At 44.5% G+C, this 13,042-nt stretch carries 12 protein-coding genes and 5 tRNA genes; 10 read left to right on the top strand and 7 right to left on the bottom strand.

The annotated features are described in order from the left end of the window. Positions 1 to 78 precede the first annotated feature (78 nt). The 5 genes from J4N39_RS17315 (at position 79) to J4N39_RS17295 (ending at position 3,636) form a co-directional block, all read left to right on the top strand. Positions 79 to 378: a hypothetical protein gene (locus J4N39_RS17315; RefSeq protein ID WP_252026223.1), complete on the top strand. Its 300-nt coding sequence runs from the start codon at positions 79 to 81 to the stop codon at positions 376 to 378. A gap of 28 nt (positions 379 to 406) precedes the next feature. Continuing rightward, entirely contained in the window at positions 407 to 1,006 is a 600-nt protein-coding gene (locus J4N39_RS17310) for a thiol:disulfide interchange protein DsbA/DsbL (RefSeq protein WP_252026221.1), read from the top strand. An 81-nt stretch (positions 1,007 to 1,087) separates the two neighbouring features. Further along, entirely contained in the window at positions 1,088 to 1,597 is a 510-nt protein-coding gene (locus tag J4N39_RS17305) for a helix-turn-helix domain-containing protein (protein WP_252018614.1), read from the top strand. Continuing rightward, the gene (locus tag J4N39_RS17300; protein WP_353505632.1) at positions 1,597 to 2,439 is read left to right on the top strand and encodes an IS3 family transposase; all 843 of its coding nucleotides are present in this window, start codon (positions 1,597 to 1,599) and stop codon (positions 2,437 to 2,439) included. The genes J4N39_RS17305 and J4N39_RS17300 overlap by 1 nt, the downstream gene beginning before the upstream one ends. A gap of 240 nt (positions 2,440 to 2,679) precedes the next feature. Then, the gene (locus J4N39_RS17295; protein ID WP_252026219.1) at positions 2,680 to 3,636 is read left to right on the top strand and encodes a transposase; all 957 of its coding nucleotides are present in this window, start codon (positions 2,680 to 2,682) and stop codon (positions 3,634 to 3,636) included. Positions 3,637 to 4,073: 437 nt separating this feature from the next. On the opposite strand, the gene J4N39_RS17290 is transcribed toward J4N39_RS17295, so the two are convergent. From J4N39_RS17290 to J4N39_RS17270, 5 genes are all read right to left on the bottom strand, one after another. Further along, positions 4,074 to 4,149: transfer RNA gene (locus J4N39_RS17290), tRNA-Gly, on the bottom strand. A gap of 3 nt (positions 4,150 to 4,152) precedes the next feature. Then, positions 4,153 to 4,226, bottom strand: a tRNA-Cys gene (locus J4N39_RS17285). 225 nt (positions 4,227 to 4,451) lie between these two features. Then, positions 4,452 to 4,538: transfer RNA gene (locus J4N39_RS17280), tRNA-Leu, on the bottom strand. A 75-nt stretch (positions 4,539 to 4,613) separates the two neighbouring features. Further along, positions 4,614 to 4,689 (bottom strand) — tRNA-Gly (locus J4N39_RS17275). 3 nt (positions 4,690 to 4,692) lie between these two features. Then, positions 4,693 to 4,766, bottom strand: a tRNA-Cys gene (locus J4N39_RS17270). A 407-nt stretch (positions 4,767 to 5,173) separates the two neighbouring features. Between J4N39_RS17270 and J4N39_RS17265 the strand changes: the two genes are divergently transcribed. Next, a complete protein-coding gene (locus J4N39_RS17265; protein WP_252026217.1) occupies positions 5,174 to 5,491 on the top strand; it encodes a hypothetical protein in 318 nt (105 codons plus the stop codon). Between the two features lie 63 nt (positions 5,492 to 5,554). On the opposite strand, the gene J4N39_RS17260 is transcribed toward J4N39_RS17265, so the two are convergent. After that, the gene (locus tag J4N39_RS17260; protein ID WP_252026215.1) at positions 5,555 to 7,441 is read right to left on the bottom strand and encodes a methyl-accepting chemotaxis protein; all 1,887 of its coding nucleotides are present in this window, start codon (positions 7,439 to 7,441) and stop codon (positions 5,555 to 5,557) included. A 319-nt stretch (positions 7,442 to 7,760) separates the two neighbouring features. On the opposite strand from J4N39_RS17260, the gene J4N39_RS17255 reads away from it, so the two are divergent. After that, a complete protein-coding gene (locus J4N39_RS17255; RefSeq protein WP_252026213.1) occupies positions 7,761 to 8,636 on the top strand; it encodes a DMT family transporter in 876 nt (291 codons plus the stop codon). 48 nt (positions 8,637 to 8,684) lie between these two features. On the opposite strand, the gene J4N39_RS17250 is transcribed toward J4N39_RS17255, so the two are convergent. Further along, positions 8,685 to 10,025, bottom strand: a complete 1,341-nt coding sequence (locus tag J4N39_RS17250) for an MFS transporter (RefSeq protein ID WP_252026211.1) — start codon at positions 10,023 to 10,025, stop codon at positions 8,685 to 8,687. Positions 10,026 to 10,343: 318 nt separating this feature from the next. Here J4N39_RS17250 and ltaE point away from each other — a divergent pair, with 318 nt between their 5' ends. From ltaE to J4N39_RS17235, 3 genes are all read left to right on the top strand, one after another. Next, positions 10,344 to 11,351 carry a low-specificity L-threonine aldolase gene (gene ltaE, locus J4N39_RS17245; protein WP_252026209.1) on the top strand — a complete coding sequence of 336 codons (1,008 nt, stop codon included), beginning with the start codon at positions 10,344 to 10,346 and terminating at the stop codon, positions 11,349 to 11,351. Between the two features lie 76 nt (positions 11,352 to 11,427). Beyond that, positions 11,428 to 11,700, top strand: a complete 273-nt coding sequence (locus J4N39_RS17240; protein WP_252026206.1) for a GNAT family N-acetyltransferase — start codon at positions 11,428 to 11,430, stop codon at positions 11,698 to 11,700. A 364-nt stretch (positions 11,701 to 12,064) separates the two neighbouring features. Further along, positions 12,065 to 12,949: an OmpG family monomeric porin gene (locus J4N39_RS17235; protein ID WP_252026204.1), complete on the top strand. Its 885-nt coding sequence runs from the start codon at positions 12,065 to 12,067 to the stop codon at positions 12,947 to 12,949. Positions 12,950 to 13,042 lie beyond the last annotated feature (93 nt).

Here is a 13,042-nt window from a genome sequence, read left to right as displayed (position 1 = left end):
TAGCATTGGCGTTAGCACTAGTTTCGGTGATAGGTCAGTGATATGATGGCGTAAGTCTTTGGTAATACTTCGTTCTGTATGGGTAAGTATCTAGTTTTACTGTTCGTTTTAGTTGTTGGTATCGGTTATACCTTCAACGAATCAATTAGTGAAGAGATCTGTGCAAATACCGCTGCTGCGGAGCATGCGCCTGCCGCACAGGCCACCACACAGTGTAGCAGTTGCCCTGCCAAAGCCCCGATAACTAATCCTGTTGTGACTTTTGCACAACCAAGTAGCACTTTCGCTCCACATATTGACGATTTGACGGAAAAAACCGCCTCGTTAGCTTCAACACTGTTCCGCCCTCCAAAATATTCAAATCAACAAACTATTTGATTTTTTAATATTATTTTGGAGTACCAACATGAAAAAGCTATTCACTCTTTTTGCAGGCCTAATGCTTGCAGTATCAGCCCATGCAGCGAAATTTAACGAAGGTGATCACTACCAAGTTCTGAACGGACCTAAATCGTCCAAACCTATCGTTACTGAGTATTTCTCTTTTTACTGCCCACACTGTAAAGACTTCGAACCGATCTTTGCTCAGTTAAAAACTAAGCTAGATCCCAACGTAAAAGTTCAAAAAGTACATCCTTCTTTCATGGGTGGCAGTATGGGCCTACCAATGTCTAAGGCTTATGCGACCATGGTTGCACTAAAAGTTGAGGACAAAATGATCCCTGTGATGTTCCGCCAGATCCATGATTACAAACAACCACCAAAAGACGAAGCGGCGATTCGTCAGCTCTTCATTGATAACGGTATCGACGGTAAAAAGTTTGATGGTGCATACAAAGGCTTCAACGTTGACTCAATGCAAAAACGCTTCGATAAAGCCTTCCAAAGCGCAGGCTTACGCGGCGTACCTTCTGTCATCGTCAACGACAAGTACTTAGTTGTCACAAACAACATCCAATCGCTAGACCAATACTTCGAGCTAGTAACGTACCTGACAAAGATGTAGTCGCACTAAACCGAAACAACCAAAGCCCTGACACTCTGAACTGACCCCCAATAGTTGGACACCAATTATTGGGGGTCTTTTATGTCCAAATATAGTCGTGAGTTGAAGTGCATCATTGCTAAGCAATGCTTAAGTGGTGTGCCATCTCGCCTGTTAGCTAAAGAATATTCCATTTCCTCTAGACAAATTAGGTACTGGGCGCAAGTCTTTGCTATTCATGGTACTAACTCTTTTCTTCCCACAAATCATGCTTCAACGGCTAAAACGAAGCTAGAAGCGATTAATTTAATGTGGACGAATGGCTGGTCTCTGACGCACACTAGTGCCTTCTTAAACCTCTCGACCCCTGGAACACTCTCTGTTTGGCTAAAAAGATACAGAGAACAAGGTATTAAAGGGCTCGAGCCTCAGAAAGTAGGCAGACCTCTTATGAAACAGCAACCTCAACATCCTATTACATCCGATGATGATAAGACTTTGGAGGAGCTGAAAGAGGAGTTAGCGTACTTGAGAGCGGAGAATGCTGTCCTAAAAAAGTTAGAGGAGTTAGAGCAGGAAAAGAGACGCCGTCAAATAAAGAAAAAACGGTAATTGCTCTAACTCTCAGAGAAATACACCCACTAAAACACTTGCTCCAAGCACTCGAGCTGCCAAAAAGTGTGTTCTACTATCAAGTACAAGCGAGTAAGCGCTCGGATAGCTATACGATTGAACGAGAGTTAATTAAATCAATTTATCATGAGCATAAGGGTCGGTATGGGTACCGCCGTATTCACCTTGAGTTAAAGAAGCTGGAGTTCGTAATAAACCACAAGACGGTCCAGCGACTGATGGAAGAACTAGGTCTAAAATCAACCGTTAGACCCAAGAAGTATCGCTCTTATCGAGGGGAAACAGGCAAAAGTGCGCCAAATATCTTAGAAAGAGACTTCACGGCAACTAAACCAGATGAAAAATGGGTAACCGATGTTACTGAGTTCAAAGTAAAAGGCCAAAAAGTCTATCTGTCACCAGTGGTTGACTTGTTTACTCAAGAGGTTGTCGCTTATAAAGTCGCCAAGAACGCACGATTGCCTCTTGTGACTGATATGCTAACAGAAGCGATCTCGAAGCTGGATAAGCACTCAAAACCGATCATACATAGTGATCAAGGCTGGCAATATCGACATCAGTTATATCAGAAGAAAATTACCGATAATGGGTTAACACAGAGCATGTCGAGAAAAGGGAACTGTTTAGATAATGCAGTGGCAGAGAACTTCTTCGCACTGCTTAAGACAGAGATGTACCACAATCAATCATTTAATGATGCCAACGATCTTATAGAGCAGATTGAAGAGTATATCGAGTATTACAACACCAAGCGGATTAAGGTAAAACTAAAAGGCCTGACTCCGATTGAATATCGAAATCAGGCCTTGCAAGCCGCTTAACAGAAATGTCCAACTTTATGGGGTCACTTCACTCATTCAGGGCTTTTTTAGATAACGACGGTCCCCCTATTTGAGGACACACACCGAATATTCCCTGAACTTCCACCACTCCCATTCCTCTATTCAGGACACACACCAAAAGTATGAATCTAGACTGATTTTCTAACAAAAACGCCACTGCTCTCATTTCTATCCCAAGCAGGCTGTTACGTTACTCAAAAATCCTCCTTATTATCGACTATGACAACACCTAGAAAAAACCTCATCTCAGTAGATGCAACACCCTATTACCACTGCGTTTCTCGCTGTGTTCGGCGTAGCTATTTGTGCGGAATCGACGAACTCACCAATAAAAGCTATGAACATCGTAGGGCGTGGATAGAAGCTAAAATTCTGTCTCTTACACGTACATACTGTATTGATGTTTGCGCTTACGCTGTGATGAGCAACCATTTCCACGTGGTTCTTCACATCAATCGGGACAAGGCTTGTGCGCTTACTTTAAGTGAAGTCGTTGAGCGATGGGGACTACTACACAAACTTCCTGCGCTGATTAAAAGGTGGCAGAAAAAGCAACTTTCTTGTGAAGCAGAAGAGCTAAAATGTTGGGAGATTATTGAGTCTTGGCGTGAACGCTTGTGGTCGCTAAGTTGGTTTATGAAAGAACTCAACTACGACATTGCTTGTCGAGCCAACCAAGAAGATAACTACACAGGGCATTTCTGGGAGAGTCGCTTTAAGAGCCAAGCACTATTAGATGAAAAAGCTCTTGCCGCTGCGATGGCTTATGTTGATCTCAATCCAGTACGTGCTGGGGTCGCCAAGACTCCAGAAAGCTCTGATTTCACCTCAATAAGTGCACGAATCCAAGCACTACAGCAAAATCTTGAAACTGCTCCGTGCCTTCACCCATTTGTTGGTTCAGCGAACACCTCCCTCGATGGCCTTCCGTTTAGGCTCATTGATTATTTAGAGTTAGTTGATTGGAGCGCAAAGCAACTGAGAGCTGGGAAATGCTCGATGCACAGTTCAATTCCTCCAATATTAGTTCGACTCAATATTAATCAAGAACGATGGTTAGGTGCTTGCACTCTACTAGAGAAACGGCACGCCACTGCAATCGGTGGTATTTCTCTGATAGAGCATGCAAAATCTGCACTAAATAAGTCCAAGATTCACTTTTATTCTCTCGAATAAGTATCTCTTCTTAACCTTACGTTTAATGCCAGCACTTGCTGGTTACTCGTACTGCGTTCTAACTACGTTTATTTTTGAAGCGTATACGTCGTATGAGTAAATCTACCAGATTTGCGTGAAAGAGATTATGCCAGGCCACCAAAATTGATTAGACTTAGGCAGGGTACATACCCTTGATCTTTTAAGAGCACTATTTCTTTTGGTGTCTGTCCTTTAACATGCTTATTGCGAAGCTACTTTGAGACGCTTGTCCCAAATAAAGTGAAGCCATTTAAGGTGTATGTCCTTAAAAAAGAAATAGATAGCTACTCTGAGACGCCTGTCCCGAATGAAGTGAAGCCTTTTAAGGTGTGTGTCCTTAAAAATTAAGAAGTGCCTGTCCTTAATCAAGAGATGCATGCAAAAAGGCCCGATTCAATGAATCGGGCCTTTTGATTTGGAGCGACACACGAGGTTCGAACTCGTGACCTCAACCTTGGCAAGGTTGCGCTCTACCAGCTGAGCTAGTGTCGCAAATGGAGGCGCGTCCCGGAGTCGAACCGAGGTCCACGGATTTGCAATCCGCTGCATAGCCACTCTGCCAACACGCCTTAAATAATGGTTTTTACCGATTATTTGTTGTAGATGGTGCCCCGGGCCGGTATTGATGGTCCGACATTTCGGCCGGTACATCGTGAATGGCGAGGAATTTTAAATCCACCAAATTTTCTATTTTGTAGATGGTGCCCCGGGCCGGAATTGATGGTCCGACATTTCGGCCGGTACATCGTGAATGGCGAGGGATTTTGAATCCATCAAATTTTCTATTTTGTAGATGGTGCCCCGGGCCGGACTTGAACCGGCACAACGCGAACGTCGAGGGATTTTAAATCCCTTGTGTCTACCAATTCCACCACCAGGGCACGCAATTCTTTATTGCGATGGGTTAGACACCATCTTTAAGCACTGAACCTTTACAGGTTCCACACTCCAAAATTTGGAGCGACACACGAGGTTCGAACTCGTGACCTCAACCTTGGCAAGGTTGCGCTCTACCAACTGAGCTAGTGTCGCAAATGGAGGCGCGTCCCGGAGTCGAACCGAGGTCCACGGATTTGCAATCCGCTGCATAGCCACTCTGCCAACACGCCTTCGTGTTCCCTTTGTCTCGGGAACGGGGCGTACTTTAGCGCATTGAGTTTTTTGGTCAACACTATTTTTAGTCTTTTTTAATCAAGTGGTTATTTTACAGTCCGCACAGTATGTATTGCGATCAATGTGATGATATTTTTACCTATTGAATTTCGAATTAATAGGCTATTTACCCTAAGCTTGGGGGATCATAGGTATGAGATACTTACGAACAACTCACAAAACCCCATTCATTTGCTAGTCAGAGAACACTATTGGTCAAAAATAGCTGGCCTATTTGTAGACAAGGAGCGCAAATGCACTATTACCTCATGGCGGGAACTCTTACTTTCATCGCTGGGCTAATACATGTAGCGATTATTTTTGTGGGCCGGCTTGGTATCGCTTTTTTGGCGCAGGAGAACAGATGGCCACAATGAGCGAACAGGTCCGTCACTACCCTGCATTAATCACCGCCTTTATTGCTGCTGCATTATTTGTATGTGCTCTCATTGGATGGAGTCCTGTAATCACCTCAGTCACAATTCCATATAGAAAGGTTCTGTTAGCTCTCATCTCATCTCATCTCATCTCATCTCATCTCATCTCATCAGTGTTTATTGCACGAGGCATTTTGGGTATACCCGTAGTCATTTTTTCCCAATCGCCTTATGCGCTTGAGCTGAGAAGCCGCAAAGTATTCATGATTTTGAGCTCCTTGATTTGTCTGCTGATTGGCGCTTAGTACCTGATATCGTACTTACAATTAACTCGATAAAAAATGCCCTGCATCGGCAGGGCATTCCAGTTAACTTAATTTAAACGTTGCTACGTCTTGGCTCAGCGAATCCGCTTGATGCTTGAGAGAGTCTGAATCCGACAGTGATTCTTGTGCCCCCGCAACGAGTTGATCAGTCACATCTTTATTGCTGGTGACATTTTGTGTAATTTCACCTGTGACATGTGTCTGCTCTTCCGCCGCTGTAGCAATCTGAGTGGCCATATCGGTGATAAGTGCAACTGAACTATTGATTTCCTCCAACGCTTGCGCCGCTCTGTCAGCATCTTCTACAGTATGAAGCGCCAGCTTAGAACTGGTATCCATCAATTCTACCGCTTGTGAGGTGGTATTTTGCAGTGTATCTATCGTCGACTTGATTTCTTCGGTTGAGGAATGGGTTCGCTGAGAAAGCACGCGAACTTCATCAGCAACCACCGCAAAGCCTCGACCTTGCTCACCCGCACGCGCCGCTTCGATCGCCGCATTCAGCGCCAGCAGGTTCGTTTGTTCTGCAATATCTTGGATAGTTGCTAGTACTGTTTCAATCTCTTTAGCATGCTGACTCAAGTCCGAAATTACTCGACCTGTTTCGTTGACTTCGCCAGCAAGATTATTAATAGATGCTTTAGTATCTACCACTAGCGCCAATCCATTACTGGTGCTGGTTGATGAGTTCTGCGCAGCTTGAGCCGTTTGCTCGGCGTGAGATGCGATCTCTTGAGTTGCCGAAGCCATCTCTGTTACCGCAGTTGCAACCATAGTGATTTCTTGATGTTGATTATTCAACTCAGATACAGAACGATTCGTTCTCACCGAACCCACTTCAGCTTGTGCTTTTAGATCCGTCGCTTGTGAACGAATCTTACCAATCAGGGTATTTAAGCTTTCAACAAACGTATTAAAGTTATTTGCTAGCGCCCCAACCTCATCATTATTCACAACAGGAATACGCTGAGTTAGGTCACCACTACCATGAGCAATTTGTGCCAGCGCATCAGAAACACTCGCCAATGGACGGAACAAAATTGAGCACAGTAAATTAAACAGCAAGGTCACTACGACTAGGGCAATAATTGTCGCAATAGATTGGCTCCACATTGCACTGTAAATTGGCGCAAGCAGTGAACCCTCATCGATAATCGCAACCGTAATTAGGCTAGTATTGCCAATTGGTTTTGCAAACAATACGTACGTATCGCCTTTGATCGTTACCTTAAGCTCATCATTAGTTGCTGCCGCTTTTTGTACATCAGAAAATGCAATACCAAGTTTGGACAAAGGCTGATTGAGAAGCTTGGCATCAGAGTGAGTATAGATATTACCGCTGCTATTAGCGATAAACATGTAACCCTCGCCCGGAAGAATTACCTTATCTAAACCTTGGACAATATCAGTGATCTCAACATCAGCGCCAAGTACCAGATCTTGATGACCAACACGAGTTAACAAGCCCATTGACACGACATTCGCTCCCGTCGCCGCTGCAACGGTAGGATTATCTAGAAAAACTTGACCAGGCTTCGCTTTAGCGTTGGTGTACCAACCCCATTTGCGTGGATCATCGTTACCTGGCGGAAGGGTCACCCCATTGGCGTTCTTTTGGCTGCCGTCGGGATAGGCCAAAAAGATATTGTCAAAAGCGCCTGCGTCTCGAATTTGCTCTAAGTGAGGAACGATTGGAGAATCTCCAACACTCGCTGGGATAGAAGCCAGTGCTCGCTCCTTAGAACGTAGCCAATCTGATACGTAATGGTTGTATGCAGTGGTTGTACTTTGAAGGCGCTGCTCGACCTCGACTTCTAATCGACTTAAAGAACTTTGGAACGAAATCAGTTCACTGATTGCTCCAAGTGAAAGAATCGCCACACTTGCTGAAAGCGCCAGCTTATTCTTTAAAGATAGCTTTTTGAACATGGTTAGCCCTAAATAGACGGTAAAGATTGGGTAAACTGTTAGGTATGGTTAAACAATAGAATTGTCGGTGTGGCTTTCAAAATAAGGCCTAGCATTCCGAAGTCTACATAATTAACACTAAATGCACGTCACAGATGGCGGGCAATACTACCGAATATTTGTAATATTTCTAGCATAATTAATAACTTCTAAGACTGATATGACCTGCTCCCATCGTGCGCCGTGTATATTGCTAGCCCGGTAAAAATTCAGTTTTTTATTGCCTATATGGGCCAAATAGGACAAATTAACCACTCTTTTTCTCCACTTGGACAATTCAATGGATCTCTCTAGTTTCTTACGCCTAGTATTACTTGCTGCTATTTGGGGTGGGTCTTTTTTGTTTATGCGGGTCGCCGCCAATACATTTGGCCCCGCATTTCTAGTTGAAGCACGAGTGGGGTTCGCAGCATTGAGCTTGCTTGTCGTCGCCATCTACCTTAAGAGAAAACTTGAGTTCACTCGTCATTGGAGACATTTTATGGTGCTTGGTCTATTTAATAGTGCTTTGCCTTTCTTATTCTTTGGCTATGCTGCGCAAAGTCTGACAGTTTCTACACTCTCGATTCTCAACTCCACTGCACCTATGTGGGGAGCCTTGATCGGTTACCTATGGCACCGCACCCCGCTCACTCCTAAATCTTTACTTGGCATGGCATTTGGTATTTGTGGCGTCACGATACTTGTTGGCCCAGACTTCTCTGGCTCAGAAACAGCAAACCTTCTTCCCCTAGTCGCAGGGGCATTAGCCGCAGGCTGTTACGGACTGGCAACCAATTACACTAAAATCGCCCCAAACATCTCTTCTTTCAACAATGCACACGGCAGCATGTGGGCAGCAACAATTTGGCTACTGCCATTATTGGCTATCATTCCGATGAGAGCAGTTCCTTCAGCGATAGAAATCTCATCTGTAATTGCTCTGGGCGTCATTTGTACCGGCATTGCTTTCTTACTCTATTTTGGATTGGTCGAGCGCATTGGTCCTACATCGACGCTCACTGTTACCTTTATGATCCCAATTTTTGGCATCTTGTGGGGATACTTGATACTCGATGAGCCGATTGGTATGAGCACGTTAATCGGCACTAGCGTGGTTTTAGTTGGTACCATGTTGGTGACCGGGTTTTCACCCAAAAAACTCTTTTCCCGATAAAAAAATGCCCGAGTCATAGCTCGGGCATTTCGTTTTGGTCAACAAATATTATGCTTGTGCCAACTCAGCTTGAGGTTGTTGATTTGGCTCATCTTGATCCTTAACGAAAGTAACCATCAAGCCTGCAAAAATCATAGAACAGCCGCCCAACACCAACGACATCATTGCGTTTCCTTCAAACACTTGGCTTGTGAAGTAACCTAAGATACCCGCTGCGGTGATTTGTGGCAGTACGATAAAGAAGTTAAACACACCCATGTAGAAGCCCATTTTCTTCGAAGGAAGGGCACCTGCAAGAATAGCGTATGGCATACACAGGATACTTGCCCAAGCGATACCAATACCTACCATATTTAGCATCAACATATCTGGCTGAGTAACCAACGAAATACACGCTAGGCTCACACCACCAATGATCAGTGACAAGCAGTGCACAAACTTACGACTCGTACGTTCTGCCAGCCAAGGCAGTGCAAACGCTGCCAGCGCAGAAACACCGTTGTACGCAGCAAAACACAGACCAACCCAATCCGCACCCACGTTGTACAGCTCTGAACTAGGGCTTGGAGCGCCATATATCTCGCTAGTCACCGCCGATGTGGTGTAAATCCACATTGCAAACAAAGCAAACCAAGAAAAAAACTGAACCAAAGCTAATTGAAGCATGGTTTTTGGCATCGCCTTGAGATCCGCAATGATTTCAGCAAAAGTCGCTTTGTTTTCTTCAGGCTGCTCTACCGACTCGCCTTCAAACTTCGCCATTTGCTCAGGTGAGTATTCATCGGTACGTAAAACGGTCCACATGATCGAGCCTAAGAAAACCACCGCACCACAAATGAAAGATATCTTCACAGAATCCGGGATCTCACCCGCAGGCGCCGTATTCGCAACACCAAACACATTGGTCACGATGTAAGGCATCGCTGATGCGATCACCGAACCAACACCGATAAAGAATGTTTGCACCGCAAAACCCTTGGTACGTTGCTCTGACGGCAAGTTATCTGCTACCAGGGCACGAAACGGTTCCATCGATACGTTAATAGATGCATCCAAAATCCAAAGCATACCCGCAGCGACCCACAGATAAGGCGAATAAGGCATGATAATGAGCGCTAAAGAAGAGAAAATCGCACCCGCAAGGAAATATGGGCGACGGCGGCCGATACTGGTCCAAGTACGGTCACTAAAATAGCCAATGATTGGTTGGACCAAAAGCCCGGTCAATGGTGCCGCAATCCATAGCAGCGGGATCTGGTCAATACTCGCACCTAGCGTTTCGAAAATACGGCTTACGTTGGCATTTTGAAGACCAAAACCGAACTGAATACCGAGAAAGCCAAAGCTCATATTCCAGATTTGCCAAAATGACAGTCGTGGTTTATTCATGAGTTAAATTCCTTTTCTAATACTTATACTTGTGATTCAAGCAGCAATTAAATAACTGTTTTGGATACTAAAAAGTTATCACCCCTACATACAGTGACCAACATCACACCGTTTAACGTCATACGTGCGGATTGTTTCAACCGCTTTGTTTTTGACCGAGACATTTGTGAGGAAAATCACTTTGTTAGGGATGAGTTAATCGCTACTTAACAGGAAATTAACGCCCGACTCTCTTCACAGAGTAGGTAGCCTCACAACTAATCGTTTGCATCTGGGCTAAAACATGACAAGGTAGGGCTATAGAACAAGGAGGCATAAATGATTGATTTTCGTTCAGATACCGTAACAAGACCTAGCCCAAAGATGCGCCAATTGATGGCTGACGCACTCGTTGGAGACGATGTCTATGGTGACGATCCAACGGTTAATGAGTTAGAAGAATGGGCGGCAGAGCGCCATGGTTTTCAAGCAGCACTCTTCACCTCTTCGGGTACCCAAGCCAATTTATTGGGTCTTATGAGCCATTGTGAACGAGGTGATGAGTACCTATGTGGTCAGCAAGCACACAACTATCGTTATGAGGCAGGTGGAGCAGCGGTTCTGGGATCGATCCAACCTCAGCCCATCGAAAATGAAAAAGATGGCTCACTTGATTTCGATAAGCTTGCAGCGGCTATCAAGCCTGATGACTTTCATTTCGCACGCACCAAACTACTAAGCCTAGAAAATACTATCAATGGTAAAGTACTACCGTTGACCTACCTTGCTGATGCTCGTCGCTTTGTAGACAAACACAATCTTAAGCTCCACCTAGACGGTGCACGTGTCTACAACGCTGCGGTTGCACTCAATGTCGACATCATCGAAATAGCAAAGCACTTTGACTCGATGACTATCTGCCTATCCAAAGGACTCGGTGCACCGATTGGCTCGCTGCTGCTAGGAGATAAAGCCTTTATCGAAAAAGCTCGCCGTGTAAGAAAGATGCTTGGCGGCGGTATGCGACAAGCCGGAATATTGGCCGCAGCGGGAAAGATGGTACTGACAGAAAATGTAGCAAGATTGGCGACAGACCACGAGAACGCAAAGTATCTCGCCCAAGCACTCAACACCATTGAAGGTTTTGATGTAAACGTTGAAAACGTTCAAACCAACATAGTGTTTAGTAAAGTTGCAGACCACATTGATCTCGAAAGTGTTTGCGAGCAGCTAAAACAGCAAGGCATATTACTGTCGCCAAGTCGACCAATGCGCTTTGTTACCCATCTTGATATCGACAAGCCAGCAATCGATAGCATGATTTCAGCGTTAAAAGCAGCACTATAATAAAGACAGGCGCTAACGACATGTTTGGCGCCTACCCTTATTACCTAACTATCGCCGCAAACGAAGGACAGAAACAATGCAAATCATTCACGATTCAAACTCGCAAGAATTTAGAATCGAGTTAGCGCCTCAAGCATGGGCCAGACTCACCTATCGATGGGATAACAACATCATGGTCGTTGACCACTCTTCCGTGCCGCTTAGTTTAAGAGGACAAGGAAAAGGCGGTGTGATGATGGAAGCGTTTTTGCCAGAGGTAGAAAAACTTGGTGTGAAGATTATCGCCGAGTGTAGTTATGTTCAGCACTACCTCAAAAAACACCCACAATGGCATCATTTAGTCGCCTAAACCTAGTCTTTTCTTGCTTTATTTTTGATTATAAAACGTCAAACGCTAAGTTTGACTTTCCTCTACAACTGAACTGCTACCATCCTCATCCCCTACTTCCCTCAAAGTCAGGGCATGAGCCAACCTCTAATTAAGCCATTGAATTCAAATAATATATATCTACCTTAACACCTTTTCAGCCCCCCAAAGGTGCAACCGTTTGCGCAAAACATAACCGCATGAAATTTATATAGTTAAATTGATTTTGCATTCTACTGACATTTCTATATTTACAAATTCAATGTAATACCTATAATGCGAACCCAAGAAAGATACAACGTAGTATCTTCTCGTATTTTCCCTAATCCAAAGAGAAAAAGCAGTGATGAAAAAAATTACTCTAACTACTCTAGTTGCAGCTATGGCTGCTGCGACTACAGCACAAGCAGCATACATCGAGTCTGGTGTTGAGCACGAATTCTACAACTCTGAGTTCCGCGCTGAGAACGACAACGTTCTTCCTTACCTAGCAGCAGGCTTCAACCCAGTTGCTGACCTTCCGCTAACAGTTGGCTTCAAGCACAGCGACAAGCAAATGGTTAACGATCAGGCTGCTGTTAACGCTGGTAAAGCTGACCGTGCACGTCAAGAGTACATGGTAACTTACAAGCACAGTTTTAACGATGCTTTCACTGTTGCACCTATGTTCGCTATTCGTCACGACAACAATGAACTTTCTATCGGCAAAAAAGGTCACGCTACAGAGTACCGTTTCCACCCGAACATGTCTTACCAACTAGACGACACTTTCGCTCTAGCACTAGACGGTTTCATTGCTCCAGTTAAAATCGTTGACAGCGTAAATGCGAAAAACACTTCTGCTCTTAAGTCTGAGCTAGATTTCCGTCTAAACGTTGCTCTTAACGACACTCAAAGCGCTCGTGTATCTTTCTACAACGAAGCAGCTAAAGCTGACGGTCAAGACAAAGGCAACAACGAGTGGCAACTACGTGCTATGTTCACTCAAAAATTCGGCGACCTAACAGTAACTCCTTTCGTTCGTTACGACCTATCTCGTGACCTAGAAAACACAAACAAGGCGACTGAATCTAAACTGCGTCACCGTGCTGGTATCACTGGTTCTTACAAGCTACAAGACAACCTAGCTGTTGTTTTCGAAGGTAACTACCAAGCTGAGCAAGAAAACCAGAAAGGCGACTTCAACAAAGCTCGCGTATTCACTAAAGTTGGTCTGAACTACAGCTTCTAATTCTAGCTAAAGATTAGATATCAAAGGGCACTCAATTGAGTGCCCTTTTTAGTTTATATAAACCTCACTCTTTGCAAGCGATGGCAAATTGTG

The organism is Vibrio sp. SCSIO 43136, assembly GCF_023716565.1.
Classification (GTDB): Bacteria; Pseudomonadota; Gammaproteobacteria; order Enterobacterales; family Vibrionaceae; genus Vibrio.
This window is presented reverse-complemented; position numbering and strand designations above follow the sequence as displayed.

Bases quoted from the DNA above. Each gene is read 5' to 3' on its own strand.
- J4N39_RS17315 (WP_252026223.1), top strand. From the start codon at position 79: ATGGGTAAGTATCTAGTTTTACTGTTCGTTTTAGTTGTTGGTATCGGT.
- J4N39_RS17310 (WP_252026221.1), top strand. From the start codon at position 407: ATGAAAAAGCTATTCACTCTTTTTGCAGGCCTAATGCTTGCAGTATCA.
- J4N39_RS17305 (WP_252018614.1), top strand. From the start codon at position 1,088: ATGTCCAAATATAGTCGTGAGTTGAAGTGCATCATTGCTAAGCAATGC.
- J4N39_RS17295 (WP_252026219.1), top strand. From the start codon at position 2,680: ATGACAACACCTAGAAAAAACCTCATCTCAGTAGATGCAACACCCTAT.
- J4N39_RS17265 (WP_252026217.1), top strand. From the start codon at position 5,174: ATGGCCACAATGAGCGAACAGGTCCGTCACTACCCTGCATTAATCACC.
- J4N39_RS17260 (WP_252026215.1), bottom strand. From the start codon at position 7,441: ATGTTCAAAAAGCTATCTTTAAAGAATAAGCTGGCGCTTTCAGCAAGT.
- J4N39_RS17255 (WP_252026213.1), top strand. From the start codon at position 7,761: ATGGATCTCTCTAGTTTCTTACGCCTAGTATTACTTGCTGCTATTTGG.
- J4N39_RS17250 (WP_252026211.1), bottom strand. From the start codon at position 10,025: ATGAATAAACCACGACTGTCATTTTGGCAAATCTGGAATATGAGCTTT.
- ltaE (WP_252026209.1), top strand. From the start codon at position 10,344: ATGATTGATTTTCGTTCAGATACCGTAACAAGACCTAGCCCAAAGATG.
- J4N39_RS17240 (WP_252026206.1), top strand. From the start codon at position 11,428: ATGCAAATCATTCACGATTCAAACTCGCAAGAATTTAGAATCGAGTTA.
- J4N39_RS17235 (WP_252026204.1), top strand. From the start codon at position 12,065: ATGAAAAAAATTACTCTAACTACTCTAGTTGCAGCTATGGCTGCTGCG.